This window comes from Lentzea sp. NPDC004789 (assembly GCF_053601075.1).
In genome coordinates this window covers 153,465-169,855 of sequence record NZ_JBSGBE010000008.1, presented here as the reverse complement: position 1 = coordinate 169,855, position 16,391 = coordinate 153,465, and the positions used below count along the sequence as shown (strand labels likewise).

General features: G+C 70.4%; 12 protein-coding genes. 6 read left to right on the top strand and 6 right to left on the bottom strand.

Annotation, left to right across the window (positions count from 1 at the left end; translation table 11 throughout):
* Window positions 1–2: 2 nt before the first annotated feature.
* On the top strand, window positions 3–1,262 hold the full coding sequence (locus tag ACWEIJ_RS20510) for an MFS transporter (RefSeq protein WP_449838931.1): 1,260 nt from the start codon (window positions 3–5) through the stop codon (window positions 1,260–1,262).
* Entirely contained in the window at window positions 1,259–2,257 is a 999-nt protein-coding gene (locus tag ACWEIJ_RS20505; protein ID WP_449838768.1) for a TolB family protein, read from the top strand. Before ACWEIJ_RS20510 ends, ACWEIJ_RS20505 begins: the two co-directional genes overlap by 4 nt.
* A gap of 35 nt (window positions 2,258–2,292) precedes the next feature.
* Here ACWEIJ_RS20505 and ACWEIJ_RS20500 read toward each other — a convergent pair whose 3' ends face one another.
* Together ACWEIJ_RS20500 and ACWEIJ_RS20495 are read right to left on the bottom strand one after the other, a co-directional pair.
* On the bottom strand, window positions 2,293–3,423 hold the full coding sequence (locus ACWEIJ_RS20500; RefSeq protein WP_449838767.1) for a hypothetical protein: 1,131 nt from the start codon (window positions 3,421–3,423) through the stop codon (window positions 2,293–2,295).
* 26 nt (window positions 3,424–3,449) lie between these two features.
* Window positions 3,450–4,541: an SPFH domain-containing protein gene (locus ACWEIJ_RS20495; RefSeq protein WP_449838766.1), complete on the bottom strand. Its 1,092-nt coding sequence runs from the start codon at window positions 4,539–4,541 to the stop codon at window positions 3,450–3,452.
* Between the two features lie 402 nt (window positions 4,542–4,943).
* Here ACWEIJ_RS20495 and ACWEIJ_RS20490 point away from each other — a divergent pair, with 402 nt between their 5' ends.
* The gene (locus ACWEIJ_RS20490) at window positions 4,944–6,386 is read left to right on the top strand and encodes a multicopper oxidase family protein (protein WP_449838765.1); all 1,443 of its coding nucleotides are present in this window, start codon (window positions 4,944–4,946) and stop codon (window positions 6,384–6,386) included.
* Here ACWEIJ_RS20490 and ACWEIJ_RS20485 read toward each other — a convergent pair.
* Window positions 6,360–7,262, bottom strand: coding sequence for a LysR family transcriptional regulator (locus ACWEIJ_RS20485; protein ID WP_449838764.1), 903 nt, complete (start codon window positions 7,260–7,262; stop codon window positions 6,360–6,362). The genes ACWEIJ_RS20490 and ACWEIJ_RS20485 overlap by 27 nt on opposite strands.
* Before the next feature lie 82 nt (window positions 7,263–7,344).
* On the opposite strand from ACWEIJ_RS20485, the gene ACWEIJ_RS20480 reads away from it, so the two are divergent.
* A complete protein-coding gene (locus ACWEIJ_RS20480) occupies window positions 7,345–8,247 on the top strand; it encodes a DMT family transporter (RefSeq protein WP_449838763.1) in 903 nt (300 codons plus the stop codon).
* Between the two features lie 102 nt (window positions 8,248–8,349).
* On the opposite strand, the gene ACWEIJ_RS20475 is transcribed toward ACWEIJ_RS20480, so the two are convergent.
* Together ACWEIJ_RS20475 and ACWEIJ_RS20470 are read right to left on the bottom strand one after the other, a co-directional pair.
* A complete protein-coding gene (locus ACWEIJ_RS20475) occupies window positions 8,350–8,592 on the bottom strand; it encodes an acyl carrier protein (protein WP_449838762.1) in 243 nt (80 codons plus the stop codon).
* Between the two features lie 82 nt (window positions 8,593–8,674).
* Window positions 8,675–9,874, bottom strand: coding sequence for a glycosyltransferase (locus tag ACWEIJ_RS20470; protein WP_449838761.1), 1,200 nt, complete (start codon window positions 9,872–9,874; stop codon window positions 8,675–8,677).
* Between the two features lie 244 nt (window positions 9,875–10,118).
* Here ACWEIJ_RS20470 and ACWEIJ_RS20465 point away from each other — a divergent pair, with 244 nt between their 5' ends.
* Together ACWEIJ_RS20465 and ACWEIJ_RS20460 are read left to right on the top strand one after the other, a co-directional pair.
* Window positions 10,119–11,519, top strand: a complete 1,401-nt coding sequence (locus ACWEIJ_RS20465; protein WP_449838760.1) for a glutamate--cysteine ligase — start codon at window positions 10,119–10,121, stop codon at window positions 11,517–11,519.
* Window positions 11,520–11,684: 165 nt separating this feature from the next.
* A complete protein-coding gene (locus ACWEIJ_RS20460; RefSeq protein ID WP_449838759.1) occupies window positions 11,685–13,313 on the top strand; it encodes a glycoside hydrolase family 27 protein in 1,629 nt (542 codons plus the stop codon).
* 83 nt (window positions 13,314–13,396) lie between these two features.
* Here the strand turns inward: ACWEIJ_RS20460 and ACWEIJ_RS20455 are convergent, their stop codons facing one another.
* Window positions 13,397–16,195, bottom strand: a complete 2,799-nt coding sequence (locus ACWEIJ_RS20455) for a non-ribosomal peptide synthetase (RefSeq protein WP_449838758.1) — start codon at window positions 16,193–16,195, stop codon at window positions 13,397–13,399.
* Between the last annotated feature and the right edge of the window lie 196 nt (window positions 16,196–16,391).

The window sequence follows — 16,391 nt, the reverse complement described above, 5'->3', positions numbered from 1 at the left end:
CCGTGTACCTGTCGACGATCGGCCGCCGGGAGCATCCCGGCGGCCTGTCCCGGCGCACGCTCGGCGCGCTGGGCGGAAACGTCCTGGCACTGGGAACGGTCAGTCTCGTCACCGACATCTCGTCCGAGATGGTCACCGCCGTGCTGCCGGTCTACCTGGTGCTCGGACTGCACCTGAGCCCGTTGTCCTACGGCTTGTTCGACGGGCTGTACACCGGCGCGACCGCGGTGCTGCGACTGGTCGGCGGGTACGTCGCCGACCGCGCCGGGCGGAAGAAGGCCGTCGCCGGGATCGGGTACGCGCTCTCGGCGGTGGCCAAGCTGGGGCTGGTGGCGGCCGGGTCGTCGGCGGCCGCGATCGGGGCGGTGCTGACGGTCGACCGCACCGGCAAGGGCCTGCGGACCGCGCCGCGTGACGCGCTGATCACCTTGTCCGCGCCGGAATCGATGCTCGGGCGGGCGTTCGGCGTGCACCGGGCGATGGACAGCGCCGGTGCGTTCGCCGGGCCGCTGGTCGCGGTCGCGGTGCTGGCCGCGGTGGGATCGTCCACGGGCACCGACGGTTTCGACGCGGTGTTCGTGACGAGCTTCTGCATCGCGGCCTGCGGAGTGCTGCTGCTCTGCTTGTTCGTGCGGGACAAGCGTTCGGCGGCGGCGACCGCCCGGAGCGTGTCGCCTCGCGCGGTCGTCTCGTTGCTGCGCGACGCACGGGTCCGGCGGCTGCTGCTGGCCGCGTGCGTGCTGGGCGTGGTCACGATCGGCGACGGGTTCGTGTACTTGTTGTTGCAGCGCAAGGAGGACATCGCGAACGGGTGGTTCCCGCTGCTGGCGGTCGGGACCAACCTCGTCTACCTGCTGCTGGCCGCGCCGCTGGGCGCACTGGCCGACCGGATCGGCCGGCTGCCGGTGATGCTCTGCGGCTACGGCGGGCTGGCCGCGGTGTACCTGCTGCTCCTCAGCCCGGTGGCGGGGTGGCCGCTGTTCGCGCTCACCCTCGGCTGCTACGGCGCCTTCTACGCCGCGACCGACGGTGTGCTGATGGCGCTGGCCGGTCCGGTCCTGCCGGAAGCGCTGCGCACCACCGGCATTTCGCTCGTGCAGACCGGCCAGGCGTTGTCGTACTTCGTGTCGTCCGTCCTCTTCGGACTCCTCTGGCAGGTCTGGGGTGCGAACACCGCTGTCGGCGTAGCCGCCGGTACGGTGCTCACGGCCGTCCTCGGCACCGCGTTGCTGCTGATCCCGCGCCAGGAGGTGCGTGCTTGACCACCCGGAGCCGGATGCTGCTCGCCCTCGTCGGAGTGGTGGTCCTGGCCGTGACCGCCATCGTCTACACAGGACTGGTCAGGGCGCGCAACCGGGCCGCCACCGCGGCCCCGACGACGAGCGGCGTGACCCTGACCGGTCCGCGTCTGCTGTTCCGCAGCACGGCGGACGCCGAACGCGGGCACGTCGCCACCGTGGCGGCCGACGACCCCGGCGGTGCCCGTGCGGTGTCGAACGTGATCTGCAACCGGGTGTACGCCGCCGGCGGCACCGGACTGTGCCTGCGACCGGAGAGCGGGCTGACCACCTACCAGCTCGTCGTGCTCGACGCGGGCCTGGCCGTGCAGCAGGAGATTCCACTGGTGGGACTGCCCAACCGGGCCAGGGTCTCGCCCAGCGGGCACCGGGTCGCCTGGACCGTCTTCGTCACCGGGGACTCCTACAACGGCGGGAGGTTCTCCACGCGTGCCGGGATGCTGGACACCACGAGCGGAGCTCTGGAGGGAACGCTGGAGGACTTCGCCGTGACGGTCGAGGGGAAGCCCTACCAGTCCGCCGACCTCAACTTCTGGGGCGTCACGTTCGCGCAGGACGACAACCGGTTCTTCGCGACGATGTCGACCGGGAACCACCGCTACCTGGTGGAGGGCGACTTCTCGGCACGGACCGTGCGCACCGTGCGCGACAACGTCGAGTGCCCTTCCTTGTCGCCGGACGGAAAGCGGATCGCCTTCAAGTCCGCTGTGGACGGTGATCCGGCGAAGGGCTGGCGGCTCTCCGTGCTCGACCTGGCGAGCGGTGCCGTGACGCCGCTCGCCGAGGAGCGCAGTGTCGACGACCAGCCCGCCTGGCTCGACGGGCGGACCGTCGGATACGGAATCCCGCGTGGCGGCGGGCATTCCGACGTCTGGGCGGTGCCGGCGGACGGGTCGGGCACGGCCCGGCTGCTGATCGCCGAGGCGGAGTCTCCCGCCGCGCTCGAACCGTCGCGTTGATCAGCGCGGTTCGAGCGCGGCGGCGATCGCGGTGCCTACTTGTGCCCGCCTCGCGTCGAGGCGTGCGAGCCTCCGTTGCGGAACAGGAAGTACGCGACCAAGGCGACCAGCAGGACGCCCAAGATCACCGCGAGGGCGATCTTCGCCTTGCTCCACGGGCGTTCCCCGTGGACCTCGCCGGTCCGGCCGTTGATCAGGATCTGCCAGTTGCGGCCCGCGTACAGGTAGGTCGCCACCCAGATCGGCAACAGCATGAGCTTGAAGGTGACGTCGTGGTGCAGGGTGTCCACCGAGTCGACCTGCTGCTCGTCGCCGCCGATGTCGCGGCGGCAGTCGTCGTTGATGACCGGGGCCATCCTGTTCTTCGCCTCGTCGAAGCCCGCCTCCGGCTCCACGTCGTAGCGCAGCGCGGAGTGCCCGGCGAGGAACTCCGGTTGGTACGGCGCCGCTTCCGGAAGCGGCCACGGCGCCAGTTCGTCGACGTGCTTCACCGGCAGCACGGAGCTGCCGGGCACGAGCACGTCGTCGAACGCCCGGCTGACCGTGCCCTGGGCGGGATGCCAGGCCGTCCGGCGCACCTCCCGGGTCTGGGTCTTGCCGTCGCCGTCGGTGTAGGACTCCGTGACCCAGTAGTGCTCACCGCGCTGACCTCGGTACTGCGAGACGGTCTGCGAGTCGAAGGTCCAATGCGGCACGTACGTGCTCTTCGTCGTCTCCATCTCGCCGACCTTCTTCAACGCCGACGGCGCGAACCAGCGGGACGACGTCCACTTGCGCATCACCTCGCGGACCGCGCCGCGGTCGAGGAGGAACGGCAGCACCGCCTCCGGCACGATCTGCCCGGAGGCCGCGCTGTCGATCACCAGCGGTGAACCGCAGAACTGGCAGAGGCTTGCCGTCTCGTTCGTCTCGGTGCGTGCGGCACAACGCTGGCACTGGAAGACATAGGTGCCGATGCTGCCGACGGGTTTGCGCGGCAGCACCGCGAGGTCGCCGAACGCGATCTCGCGGATCTGCCGGTCACCGGCGTGGATCTCCTGCTGGAACCCGCAATAGGGGCAGCGCATCGCCGTCGAGCCCGGTGCGAACTCAAGGCGCGCGCCACAGCCGCCGCACGGATAGGTCTGAGCGGCGACACCAGGTTGCTGCAGACGTGGGTCGGTCATCGTCGTTCCCCTTCGGCCCGGTGGGCTCAGGCCTGCGGCGGGAGCGGCGGCGGGGTCGCGGCGAACAGCTGCGCCATCTCGGGCACCTGGGCCGCCGGCGTCCACTGCGGCATGCCGGCCTTCCACACCAACGTGTCCTGACGCAGGGCGCCGCCGGAGACCTGCTGCGCGAGCTGGCCGCGGTCGAACGGCCCGAGCTGCTGGCCGTTCGCTCCGATGAACCACTGCTCGCCCGGCGGCAGCGGCGGCGGGGAGGCCTGCTGCTGTTGTTGCTGCTGCTGGACACCACCAGCGGCCCGCTGACCGAGCGCCATGCCGAGGCCGATGCCGAGACCCTCGCCCGCGCCGCCCTGGTTGTGCGCCGCTGCCTCGATGGCCTGCGCCGTCTGGAACTGCGTGTACTGGTCCATGTTGCCGACGATGCCGATCTGGCTGCGCTTGTCGATCGCGGCCTCGACCTCCGGCGGCAGCGAGATGTTCTCGATGACGAACTTCGGGATCGCGATGCCGACCGAGGCGAGCTCCGCGCTCAGCGCGGCGGCCAGCTTGTCGCCGATCTGCCCCTGCTGCGTGGCGAGGTCGAGCATCGGCACCCCGGCCGTCGCGAGCGCGGTGCCCAGCCTGCCGACCACGATCTGGCGCAGGTACTCGGAGACCTCCTCGGTGCGGAACTGCGGGTCCGTGCCCGCGAGCTCGCTCAGCAGCGCCACCGGTTCGACGACGCGCATGGCGAACGCGCCGAACGCCCGCAACCGCACCATGCCGAACTCGGAGTCGCGCACGATGACCGGGTTCTGCGTGCCCCACTTGAGGTCGGTGAACTGCCGGGTGTTGACGAAGTACACCTCGGCCTTGAACGGCGACTCGAAGCCGTACTTCCAGCCCTTCAGCTTGGACAGGATCGGCATGTTCTGCGTCTGCAGCGTGTACATGCCGGGCGGGAAGGCGTCGGTGACCTGACCCTCGTTGACGAAGACCGCCACCTGCGACTCGCGGACCGTGAGCTTGGCGCCCATCTTGATCTCGTTGTCGTAGCGGGGGAAGCGCCAGACGATGGTGTCGCGGCTGTCGTCCGTCCACTCGATGATGTCGATGAATTCGCCGCGAATCTTGTCCATGATGCTCATGCACGTGCCCGTCTCGTGTGTCCCTCGCCCCGAACCGAGGGGAACTCTACGCACAGGGATGCGCGCGCTGATGCCGGATCCGGATCACGTCCAAAGTGGAGTCGACCCCTCGGTCGCGTGTCACGAACCTCACCAATTCGGGTTGAACCGGATGGCTCGAACCATGCTGCCCGCATCGGGGTCATAGGCTGCTCCGTGCAGCGGAATGCGCGCTGTTCCAGCACTTCGGGAGGAATGGCTTTGACCGCACGCTCGACCGCTTCCCTCGGAGCCCTCGCTGCCGGGGCTGTTCTCCTGACCGCCTGTCTCGCGGGGTGTGAGGGTGGAGGGCCGGGTTCGGCGGCCGGAGGTGGGGGGAAGGGCCTGTCGTCCGTTGAGGAGCAGGCGGCCGGCATGGTTCCCGGCGCCGCGCTGGTGGAACCGCCCGACCTCAACACCTCGACCCCTCCGGAGATGACGGTTCGGCTGACGACGGCTCAGCAGGAGGTGGAGATCTCGGGCAAGAAGGTGCTCGCGGAGACCTACAACGGCAGCCTCGTCGGGCCGACCCTGCGGGTGATGCCCGGCCAGCGGGTCACCCTGCAGCTGAAGAACGATCTCGGCACGTCGACGAACCTGCACTTCCACGGGATGCACCTGTCGCCGGAAGGCAACGCGGACAACATCTTCCTGTCCGGCAAGCCCGGCCAGACCCTGACGTATCAGCTCGACATCCCGGCGAACCAGCCATTGGGGACGTACTGGTACCACGACCACGACATGTGCCCGAAGAACGGCCAGTCGATGCCGGGAATGACGATGACGATGACCGCGGGTCCGGCGAACGGCCGCTGCGACGGGACCGAGAGCCAGATCGGGGCGGGTCTGTCGGGCACCATCATCGTCGGGGACACCCGCGACTCACTGCCGCCCGCCTACCGCGGTATCGCCACGCACACTCTGGCGCTCAAGGACGCGCAGATCAACGGGTCCAGCTCGATCGTCTACCCGGACGGGTTGCTGGAGCCGGCGTCGGCGACGGTGCGGCTGGTCAACGGCCAGTACCAGCCCACCCTGACCATGGCGGCCGGTGAGACCCAGCTGTGGCGCATCGCCAACATCGGCTACGCCATCTTCTACGACCTGCAGCTCGACGGCGCGAGCTTCACCATCGTCAACCAGGACGGCACTCCCTCCGCGGCGCCGGTACAGGTGAACCACCTGCTGATGCCGCCGGGCCGGCGTTTCGACGTCCTGGTCACCGCCGGAGCACCCGGATCGACCACGCTGCGCACCCTCGCCTACTCCAACGGCGGCGCGACCGCCGACCAGTACCCCGACACCACCCTGATGAAGGTCGACGTCCAGCAGAGCGGCGGGAACGCGGGGCCGGCGGGCATGACCGCCTCACCCCAGATCGCCGGGCCGGTGCCCGGATCGCTGCCCGACCTGTCCGCGGAACCCGTCGCCCGGTCCCGGGCCGTGGTCCTGCACGACGACGGCGGCAACAACTTCTACCTCAACGGCAAGCTGTACGACATGACGCCGACGTTCACCGAACCGGCCGTACTCGGCACGGTGGAGGAGTGGACGCTCACCAACACCAGCGGCCAGAACCATCCCTTCCACCTCCACACCGCGCCGTTCCAGGTCCTCAGCGTCAACGACATGGCCCAGCCGGCCTCCGACTACCTCGACGGCGTCACCGTCCCGTACGCGGTCAACGGCGTCGCCGGAAAAGTCGTGATCCGGGTCCGCTACACGGACTTCACCGGGCAATGGATGTTCCACTGCCACATCACCGGACACGAGGACAACGGAATGATGGGCTCACTCAACGTCGTTGCCCCCGGCTGAGCCTGCTCGGACCAGACCTTCGAGCAGTTCGACGGCGCGCTGCGCGGCCGGATGCCCGGCGATCGACTTCTTCACCGCGATGCCGATGTGACGGACGGGGGTCGGGGACGTCACGGCCACCGCGGTGAGGTCCTCCGGCAGTTCACCGACACCGAGCGACGGGACCACGGTGAGCCCGATTCCCGTTGCCACGAAGGACATGGCGGTCTGGTAGTCGTGCGTCTCGACCACGAACCTCGGGGAGAACCCGGCCTGGGCGCAGGCGTCCAGGAGCACCTGGCGGCACGGCCCGGCACGCAGGTCGTTGTCCACCCAATGGCGGTCCGCGAGGTCCGTCAGCGACACCTCCGCGAGGTCGGCGAGCGGGTCGTCCGCGCGTACCACGGCCACGTACGGGTCCTCGGCGAGCCGTCGCGCGACGACGTGCCCGTGGTGCTCGACCCCGGCCTCCTCCACGAAGATGTCGACGTCCGCGTCGCCCGGTGTGGTCTCGCTCATCCGCAGGTCGAGCCGGAGGTCGGGGAACTCCGTGCGCAGGACGGCGACCGTCGGCGCCAGCCACGCCGCGCCGGCCGAGCCGAAGTAGCGGATCGACAGGCTGCCGACGCGGCCGGCCCGCAGGTCGCCGATCGTCCGCTCGACGCGGCCGACCGCCTCGAACAGCGCTTCGGCCTCGGTCGCGAGGATGCGGCCGGCGGCGGTCGGCTCGACGCCCCGGCCCGCTCGTTCGAACAGCTGCAGCCCGGTCTCGCGGTGCAGCGCGGCGAGCTGCTGACTCACTGCGGACGGCGTGTAGCCGAGCGCGGAGGAGGCGGCGCGGATCGAGCCGGTCGCGATGACCGCCCGCAGGACGCGGAGCCGGGAGATGTCGAGCACGAGCTCGACTGTACAGTTGCACTTAATGGATGTGCACGACTAATCGCTTGTGCTGTACAGACGGTGCACTGACGATGGATGCGTGACCGATCAACTGGAAACCGCCCGGCCGGTGGGCATCGTCAGGCCGAACACAGCCGCGGTCGCGGCAGCCGTCGGACTCGCCGTGGTGCTGTGGGCCTCGGCCTTCGTGGCTATCCGCGCCGTCGGGCACGACCTCTCGCCCGCACCACTGGCACTGCTCCGGCTCGGCGTCGCGGCAGCCGCGCTGACCCTGCTGGTGGTGGTCAAGGGCGCGGTCCGCGTCCGCGTGTCCCGCCGGGCGTTCCTGCTGATCGCGGCGTACGCCGTGCTGTGGCTCGCGGGGTACACCGTCGCCCTCAACGCGGGGGAGCGGCACGTCGACGCGGGCACGGCGGCGTTGCTGGTGAACCTCGCGCCGCTGCTGGTCGCCGTCGCCGCCGGGAAGTTCCTCGGCGAAGGCTTCTCCCGGCCGGTCGTCGTCGGCTCGCTGGTCGCGCTGGCTGGGACGGCCGTCATCGCGATGGGCGCCACCGCGCAACGCGACTGGCTCGGCGTGCTGCTGTGCCTGGCCGCCGCCGGCCTCTACGCCGCGGGCGTGATGATCCAGAAGGTCACGTTGCGGCACGTCGACGGGCTCACCGCGATCTGGCTCGGCTGCGTGGTCGCCACCGCGGTCCTGCTCCCGTGGCTGCCGCAACTGCTCGGCGAACTGCGGGTGGCGCCGGTCGGAGCCGTGGCCGGCGCCGTCTACATGGGCGTGTTCCCGACCGCGATCGGCTTCACCGCGTGGGCCTACGCGTTGCGCCGCATGGACGCGGGCCGGCTGTCCGCGACGACCTACGCCGTGCCGGCGGTGTCGGTGCTGCTGTCGTGGCTGCTGCTCGCCGAGATCCCGACGGTGTACGGGCTCGTGGGTGGCGCGATCTGCCTCATCGGCGTGGCCATCTCCCGGCGGCGCTGAGCCCGGCTCGGGTGGCAAGGCCGCCGGCGCGGCTTGGCAGCCGCGCCGGCGGTGATCACCGGAGTGGTCCTCGTGCTCGGCGGGATTCGCGGTCGCGCGCCACTAGCTGACCGCGGGTCCTGATTCGCTCGACCCCGACAGTTGCGCGATGAACTCGTGACACTGCTTGGCGCGCGCCGAGTCCTCGTCCATGACGCGGCGGAAGAAGTCGGCGATGTCCTGGCGACCGGCGTTGTCCGCGTCGCGGACGTACTGGCCGTAGTCGTGTCCTGCCTTGAGAGCGTGGTACTGCACGGAGATCAGGTCGTAGGTGACGTCGTCGAAGCCGGTCTCACCGGTTGCCATCGCTGCCTCCCGTGGTTGTCGGTAGGGAGGTGGTACCCACGCGAACCGAGTCGAACCGAACGTGAGCACGCCGGGATCGGGACTACCCCGCGGAGTCCACCCGGCACCGGCCGGCGTCGGACCGTCCGGACGGATCCGCACCGGCCCGCAGGTAGACCCGCAGGACGTCTTCGGCGACGCGGCTCCAGGAGTACCTCGCGGTGACGCGGTCCCGCGCCGCCATCGCGAACTCGCTGCGCAGCGTGTCGTCCGGCAGCAGCGAGCGCAGTGCCCGTGACAGCCTCGCCGGTTTCCCCGGCGGCACGAGCAGGCCTGTCACGCCGTTGACGACGACGTCGGCCAGTGCGCCGACGACGGTCGCGACGACCGGCACACCGCACGCCATCGCCTGGAGCGCGACCGCCCCGGACGGTTCGTACGACGGGGCGCAGACGACGGCATCGGCCGATCGCACCAGATCGGGCATCGCCGAGTGGGCCACCGCGCCGACGAACGCGATCCTGTCCGCGACACCGAGGCGCTCGGCGTGGTCCCGCAGCTTCGCGATCTCGGGATCGTGCAGTCGTCCGCTCCCGGGACGGCCGGCGATCACCAGCTCGGCGTCGTCGAGACCCGAGAACGCCGTGATGACGGCCTCGATCTCCCGGTACGGCGGCAACGGTGCCGTGGTGACCACGCGGAAGAGCTGGTTGCGTCCCGCCTGCGGCCCCTCGGGGGTGAACCGGTCGACGTCGACGCCGGTGCCGACGACGGAGATCTTCGTCCGGTCCACTCCCGCCCTGATGAGCTCGGCCATCTCATCGGAGCCGGCCGCCGCGACGTGCGCGGCCTCCTTCCCGACCAGCACCTCGATCCGGGCGCGCTCTTCCGGTCCGGTGTCGCTCACGCGGTGCCGCCGCTCGACCGCCGCCAGCGAGTGGAACGTCTGCACCACCGGGACGGGGATCCGCCGCCCGCCGAGCACGCTGACCATGCCGGACATCCACCCGTGCCCGTGCACCACGTCCGGCGGGGAGGCCGCCCATTCCTCCGACAGGAACGAGATGAGCTCACCGGAGTGGCGCGACGAGTCCGCGAGAGGAGTCGTCGGCCCGGCGGGTACGTGAACCACTTCGTAGCCGCTATCAGTGCGCTCGCGGCCGGCCACGTCCGGGGCGTCGGCGCGGAGGTACACCGTCACGTCGTGCCCGTCCCGGCTCAAGGCCGAGGAGAGCCCGGCGACGTGTTGATCCCGTGCTTCGTCGAGAGAACTCGCACGGGCGGACACCATCGCAATCTTCAAGATCACTCCAGCTGAGGAAGGTTCGCCAAGCACGTTGCGAGCTGCTTGCTCAACTCGGAGTCACCGGTCGCGGCTGTGGATGTCGCGAGTACCCGTACCGGGCCTGCTGGAAACACAGTCCGAAGCGGACGGTCGCGGCCGGCGCGTTTTCGTGCTGGTGAGCGCGGGTATTCGGCCGGGACATCCACCGGTGAAGCAGTGCGCCGGCGCCACTTCGGGTGGCGGTCGCTGAAGGCGGTGAGACGTGGCACGGACTGTCGGCGTTGAGGAGGAGTTCTTCCTGGCGGACCCGGTGACCGGGGTCGCGGTCAACCGCGCGGCCGAGGTCGTCGCGGTCGCACGTGACGGCTTCGGGCTCGAACTGGACCACGAGCTCACGGGCACGCAGGTCGAAACCAAGACCTCGGTCTGCGGGGACGCCGAGCAGGTGCGGCGTGAGCTGCTCGGCCTGCGGCGGACGGTCGCGCGAGCCGCTCGCGAGGCGGGCTGCCGGGCGATCGCCGTCGGTGCGCCGCCGTTGGGCGACGCGACCGGCGAGATCACGGACGATCTGCGGTACCGGCGAATGGCCCGCGAGTTCGGGGCACTGGCGGTGCAGCAGCTGATCTGCGGATGCCACGTGCACGTCGCCGTGCCCGACCGGGAGACCGCGGTGCAGGTGTGCAACCACCTGCGGCCGTGGCTGCCCGTGCTGGGCGCGATCACCGCCAACTCGCCGTTCTCCCGCGGCGTGGACACCGGTTTCGCGAGCTGGCGTTCGATCGTGTGGTCGCGCTGGCCGGTGTCCGGTCCGCCGCCGTACTTCACGTCGTGGCAGCACTATCAGGACGTGTACGCCGCGTTGCGTGACGCAGGGACCGCCCTGGACCCGGCGATGATCTACTGGGACGTCCGGCCTTCCGCGCACTGGCCGACGGTGGAGGTGCGCGTCGCCGACGTCGCCGCGAGCGTCGACGACGCGGTGCTGCTGGCGGCCCTCGTGCGCGCTCTGGTCACCAAGGCCGTGGCCGCGGTGGAACGTGGTGAGGACGCCGTGCCGGTTCCCGTCGAGATCCTTCGCCAGGCGTGCTGGCGAGCGGCCAGGGACGGCCTCGGCGGGCACGCTCTGGACGTGCTGTCCGGGCGGCTGCTGCCGCTGCGGCAGCAACTCGGCCGGCTGCTGGGTGAGCTGGAGCCGGTGCTCGCGGCCAACGGCGATCTGCCGGTGGTGCAACGAGGTGTGCGGCTGCTGGACCGGCACGGCTGTGGGGCGGACCGGCAGAGGCGCGCGTTCCGCGACGGCGGAGCGGGGGCACTGCTGAACCTGCTCGACCTCGGCGCGGCGGACCGCCCGGCGCGGGGCGTCGTCGAGGTCAGGACGGGCCCCGCGGTGGACATGTCGAACAGCGACGAGCTCGAAAGGCGCTGCGCGATGGCGGTGGATTCGGGCGCGGAAGAGGTCGTGGTCGATCTGTCGGAGGTCGTGTTCTTCGGTTCGTCCGGCATCACCGCGCTCGCCAGGATCCGCGAGCTCGGACTCGACCGGGGAGTGCCGATCAGCGTGGTGGCCAGTGCGACGGTCGCGCGCACGCTGCACGCGACCGCCATGGACAACCTCCTGCCGCTGCGCGTGCGGCCGGAGACGCACTCGCCGATGGCGGGCTGATCACCCGATGCCGTGCGCTGCAACTGTTTGCGCTAACAACGGAAATCCAAGCTGACCTCACACCGTTCGTTGTGCTCCACGTCACAGGCGTGTTAGCGTTCACATTCGCCGCCGCGGGTTTGCTCGCCATCGACGATGATGGGGTTTTCCATGTGGACAAGGCGATTGCGCTCACTCATCTGCGCGATGCTCCTGGTGGCCGCCGGCACCGCTGTCGTGCCAGTGCACACGGCTCTCGCCGCCTCCGGCGCGGCACCGATCACGAAGCCACCGATGGGCTGGAACTCGTGGAACGGTTTCGCCGGGGCGATCGACCAGTCCGTCATCCGGCAGCAGACCGACGCCCTCGTGGCCTCGGGCATGAAGGACGCGGGCTACGAGTACGTCAACATCGACGAGGGCTGGTGGAAGGGCGCCCGTGACTCCTCGGGCGCCATCACCGTCGACACCGCGCAGTGGCCGGGCGGGATGTCCGCCATCGTCGACTACATCCACGGCAAGGGCCTGAAGGCGGGCATCTACACCGACGCCGGCCGCAACGGTTGCGGCTACTACTACCCGACCGGTCACCCCGCCTATCCCAACACCGGCAGTGAAGGTCACTACGACCAGGACTTCCTCCAGTTCTCCCGCTGGGGCTTCGACTACGTGAAGGTCGACTGGTGCGGCGGTTCCAAGGAGGGGCTCAACGCCGCCAGCACCTACACCGCGATCAGCGACGCCATCGCGCGTGCCACGGCCCAGACCGGGCGTCCGATGGTGTTCTCCGTCTGCGAGTGGGGCGGCCAGCAGCCGTGGAACTGGGCGCCTGGCATCTCCAACCTGTGGCGGACCAGCAACGACATCATCTACTGGGGCGAGCGGCCGGCGATGTCGCGGGTGCTCGCGAACTTCGACTCCGCGCAGCACCCGAACGCCCAGAGTCCAGGCCACTACAACGATCCCGACATGCTCGTGGCCGGTCTGCCCGGGTTCTCCGACGCGCAGAACCGCACCCACCTGAGCCTGTGGGCGATCTCGGGCGCGCCACTGCTGGCGGGCAACAAGCTCAGCGAGATGACCGCCGGCACCCGTGCCGTGCTGACCAACCGGGAGATGATCGCGGTCGACCAGGACCCGCTGGGGCGGCAGGGCACGAAGGTCGCCGAGGACTCCTCCGGCCTGCAGGTCTACCAGAAGGTGTTGTCCGGCAACGGTCGCCGGGCCGTCGTGCTGCTCAACCGCACCGGCTCGGCCGCGTCGATCACGGTCCGGTGGTCGTCGGTGGGCCTGACCGGTTCGGTCGCCGTGCGCGACGTGTGGGCCGCGGCCGACCGCGGCAGCTTCGCCTCCGGCTACACCACCTCGGTGCCGTCGGGCGAGGCCGTCCTGCTCACGCTCACCGGTACCGACGGCACCCCCGCGGGCGGGCAGATCGTGGGCACGCAGTCCAGCCGTTGCGTCGACGTGCCGAACAGCAGCACCACCAACGGCACCCAGGTGCAGCTGTGGGACTGCAACGGTCAGGCGAACCAGTTCTGGACCCGTACCGCGGGCAAGCAGCTGACCGGTGTCGGCGGCAAGTGCCTCGACGCGGCCAACGGGGGCACCACCAGCGGAACAGCGGTGGTCGTCTGGGACTGCGACGGCCGGACCAGTCAGCAGTGGAACGTCAACGCGGACAGCACGATCACGAACGTGTCGTCGAACCTCTGCCTGGACGCGAACGGCCGAGGGACCGCGAACGGCACGAAGCTGATCCTGTGGAGCTGCAACGGTCAGACCAACCAGCAGTGGACCTCGCGCACGAGCTGAATCGGTGTCCACAAAGGAGTGAGCGGTTCGCCGGAGGTGGGGACGGCCGTGCCCTTCGGCCCTCACCTGCCGGCGTCGCTCCGTCACACCGGCCGGGACTCCGCCACCAGCTCGGCCACCCGCTCCACGGTCGGTCGCCTGATCACGTCGGGCATCCTGAGCGTGAACGCCTTCTCGCCCACCGGCCCGACCAGCTCGCGGGCCACCACGGCGACCATCGCGATCAACGACACCGAGTCGCCGCCGAGCACGTGGAAGTCGCTGGTCCCCGAGACGGCCTCGGTGTCCACCCCGAGCACGGAGGCGAAGATCCGGGCCACCGCGGCCTGGTCGTCGTCCAGCGGTCCCGCGGCGACGGCCGGACCGCCGGAGGAGAAGGGGTCGGGCAGGGCCGACACGGCGACCTTGCCGTTGACCGAGTGGGGGATGTCGGGGACCTGCATGATCACCGACGGCACCATGTAGGTGGGGAGGCGCTCGCCGAGGAACGACGTGAGCTCGTCCGCGGAGGCGGTCCCGATCACATAGCCGACCAGCACCTTGTCGCGCTGCCCCGGCCGCGATCGGGCCACCACGACCGCGGTGCTGACGGACGGGTGCGACTCGAGCGTGAGAGCGATCTCGGCGGGCTCGATGCGGTGGCCGTGCACCTTCACCTGGTCGTCGATGCGACCGAGGTACTCCAGGGCCCCGGACGGCAGTTGCCGCACGATGTCACCGGTGCGGTAGACCCGCTCTCCCGAGGCCAGGTGCACGAACCGCTGCCGCGTCAGGTCCGGCCGCCCGCGATAACCTCGCGCCAGCTGCACTCCTCCGATGTACAGCTCGCCGCTCTCTCCCACGGGGACGTACGCGCGGTCCGCGGAGAGCACGTGGAACGTGACCCCGTCGAGCGGGACGCCGATCGGCACCGACGCGCCGGGGTCGTCGGCGTAGAAGTGGTGGGACACCCCGATGGTGGCCTCGGCGGGCCCGTACAGGTTGATGATCCGGCACTCCGGCCCGAACATCTCCCGGGCCCGGACGGCCACGGCACGGGTGAACTGTTCGCCGATCACCATCAGCGTGCCGACCGAACGCGGGTTGAGCTCCAGCCTGGTGATCAGGTCGAGGTGTGAGGGCGTGAGCGCCAGCGCGGTGGCTCCGGCGTCGAAGACCTCTTGCAGCGCAACGTGGTTGAGCTCGTCGCCCATCAGCAGGATGGTGCCGCCGGCCAGCAGCGGCAGGATCAGGGTGATCTCGGCGACGTCGAACGACAACGAGCACAGCAGCGGCAGCCTGGTCGACGCGGTGACCCCGTGTTCGCGGCAGGCCCAGCTCGCGTAGTTGCTCAGGGCACCGTGGGAGATCTCCACGCCCTTGGGCTTGCCGGTCGAGCCCGACGTGTAGACGACGTAGGCGAGATCGTCGAACGACGGCAGGTCGAAGACGGCATCGGACGCCGACGCGGCGAGGTCCTCCAGCACCACGCCCGCGCAGCCGTCGGGCAGGCACGCCCGCGCGGAGTGCGCGCGCTGCACCAGGCACACCGGTGACCCGGCGTCCGAGAGCAGCGACTGCAGCCTGCTGTCCGGATGTTTGGCGTCCATCGGCAGGTAGGCGGCGCCCGCCAGCAGCACGCCCCACGCCGCCACGATCGCGTCGGCCGTGCGGTCGGACAGGAGTCCCACCACGGAACCGGGCCCCGCACCGCGTTCTCGCAACGCCATCGCCACGCCGCGCGCACGCCGGTCCAGCTCGGCGTAGGTGAGTGATCCGCCCGGCCCGCTGATCGCGACCGCGGCCGGTGCGGCCCGCACCTGCGCGGCGAACTGCTCCACCACGCTCACGGTGCCGGTGGCGGGGCCGCCGTCCAGCACGTGCGGGGGCAGCGCCAACGACGACGCGAGCGTGTCGAGGAGCGTCGCCACACCCTCGTCCGACCACCAGGCGATGGTCAGCTCGGTGCGGCCGCCGAACTCGACGATGTTGACGGTGGGCGGTCCGCCCGGCTCCGGCGGCGCCAGCAGGAACACGCCGGTGGCGGCGAACCCGTTGGTGCTGAACGCCTCCGGGTCGACGCGGCCGAGGTTGTTGATCGCGGCGACGCGGGAGAACGTACCCTCGCGGCGCGCACGGCGGTGGTACGAGCGGACCATCATGCGCAGGAGAGGAAGCGGCGCGCGCAGGATGTCCTCGCCCGGCGCGTGCACCTTGCCCTTGCGTTCGGCGAGAACCGTCAGCAACTGCTGGTGGGTGGCTTCCCACGACTGGCCGGCGGGAACGTCCAGCGACACCGTGAGAGCGAGGTTGGAGGTCGAGTCCAGCCCGGGGTGGAACGCGCGCAGGTCCACCGGGATGCTGATCGGCGTCACCGGCAGGCCGGACAGGCGCGCGATCTCGGACGCCACCTTGGCGACGACGGCGGGCTGCGTGCCGTCGATCGTCCTGCGGTGCCACGTGACGGGGCCGGAACCCATGGGCACCACGGGCTGAAGGCCGAACTCCTGGCCGGACGCGTCGGCCTGCCGCAGCAGCGGCTCGTCGATGTCCAGCGCGGTCGAAACCGAAGCGGCACCGACGAGTTCGTCGCCGCGCAACGCCCGGAACACCTCGGTGGCCCACATCTTGAGGCCACGCGCGTCCATGACGGCGTGGGAGGCGCGGAACACCACGGTGGTCCCGCCGGCCAGCAGCACGTCGCAGTGGTGCCCGCGCGGCAGCCGCAGCTTCAGCGAGATGTCGGAGACGACCCGGACCGGAGGCGTCACCCCACTGTCCACCCAGGACTCACCACGCCGGCGCAACCGGGCGCCGGGGCACGCGGACGACGCGGCGGCGACCGCCGTCCGCAGAGCTGGGAGATCGACCGCGCCGGCGCCCTCGACGCAGAAACTCATCATCGGCGCGAACGAACGCGGAAATCCCAAGTACCACCGTTCGAACGGCACCACAGGTCTCGTGAAGACCATGACGTTCCACCTCTACCGTCGATGTCCCCCTGCGAAGTGAGAACAAGTGCACCGGGAAAGGCCTGCGGGAAACGACTGAGCTTGATCGACCGGTACGTCGTCGAACGAACTGGAACAGGACAAACCG

Bases quoted from the DNA above. Each gene is read 5' to 3' on its own strand.
- ACWEIJ_RS20500 (WP_449838767.1), bottom strand. From the start codon at position 3,423: ATGACCGACCCACGTCTGCAGCAACCTGGTGTCGCCGCTCAGACCTAT.
- ACWEIJ_RS20495 (WP_449838766.1), bottom strand. From the start codon at position 4,541: ATGGACAAGATTCGCGGCGAATTCATCGACATCATCGAGTGGACGGAC.
- ACWEIJ_RS20490 (WP_449838765.1), top strand. From the start codon at position 4,944: ATGGTTCCCGGCGCCGCGCTGGTGGAACCGCCCGACCTCAACACCTCG.
- ACWEIJ_RS20475 (WP_449838762.1), bottom strand. From the start codon at position 8,592: ATGGCAACCGGTGAGACCGGCTTCGACGACGTCACCTACGACCTGATC.
- ACWEIJ_RS20455 (WP_449838758.1), bottom strand. From the start codon at position 16,195: ATGATGAGTTTCTGCGTCGAGGGCGCCGGCGCGGTCGATCTCCCAGCT.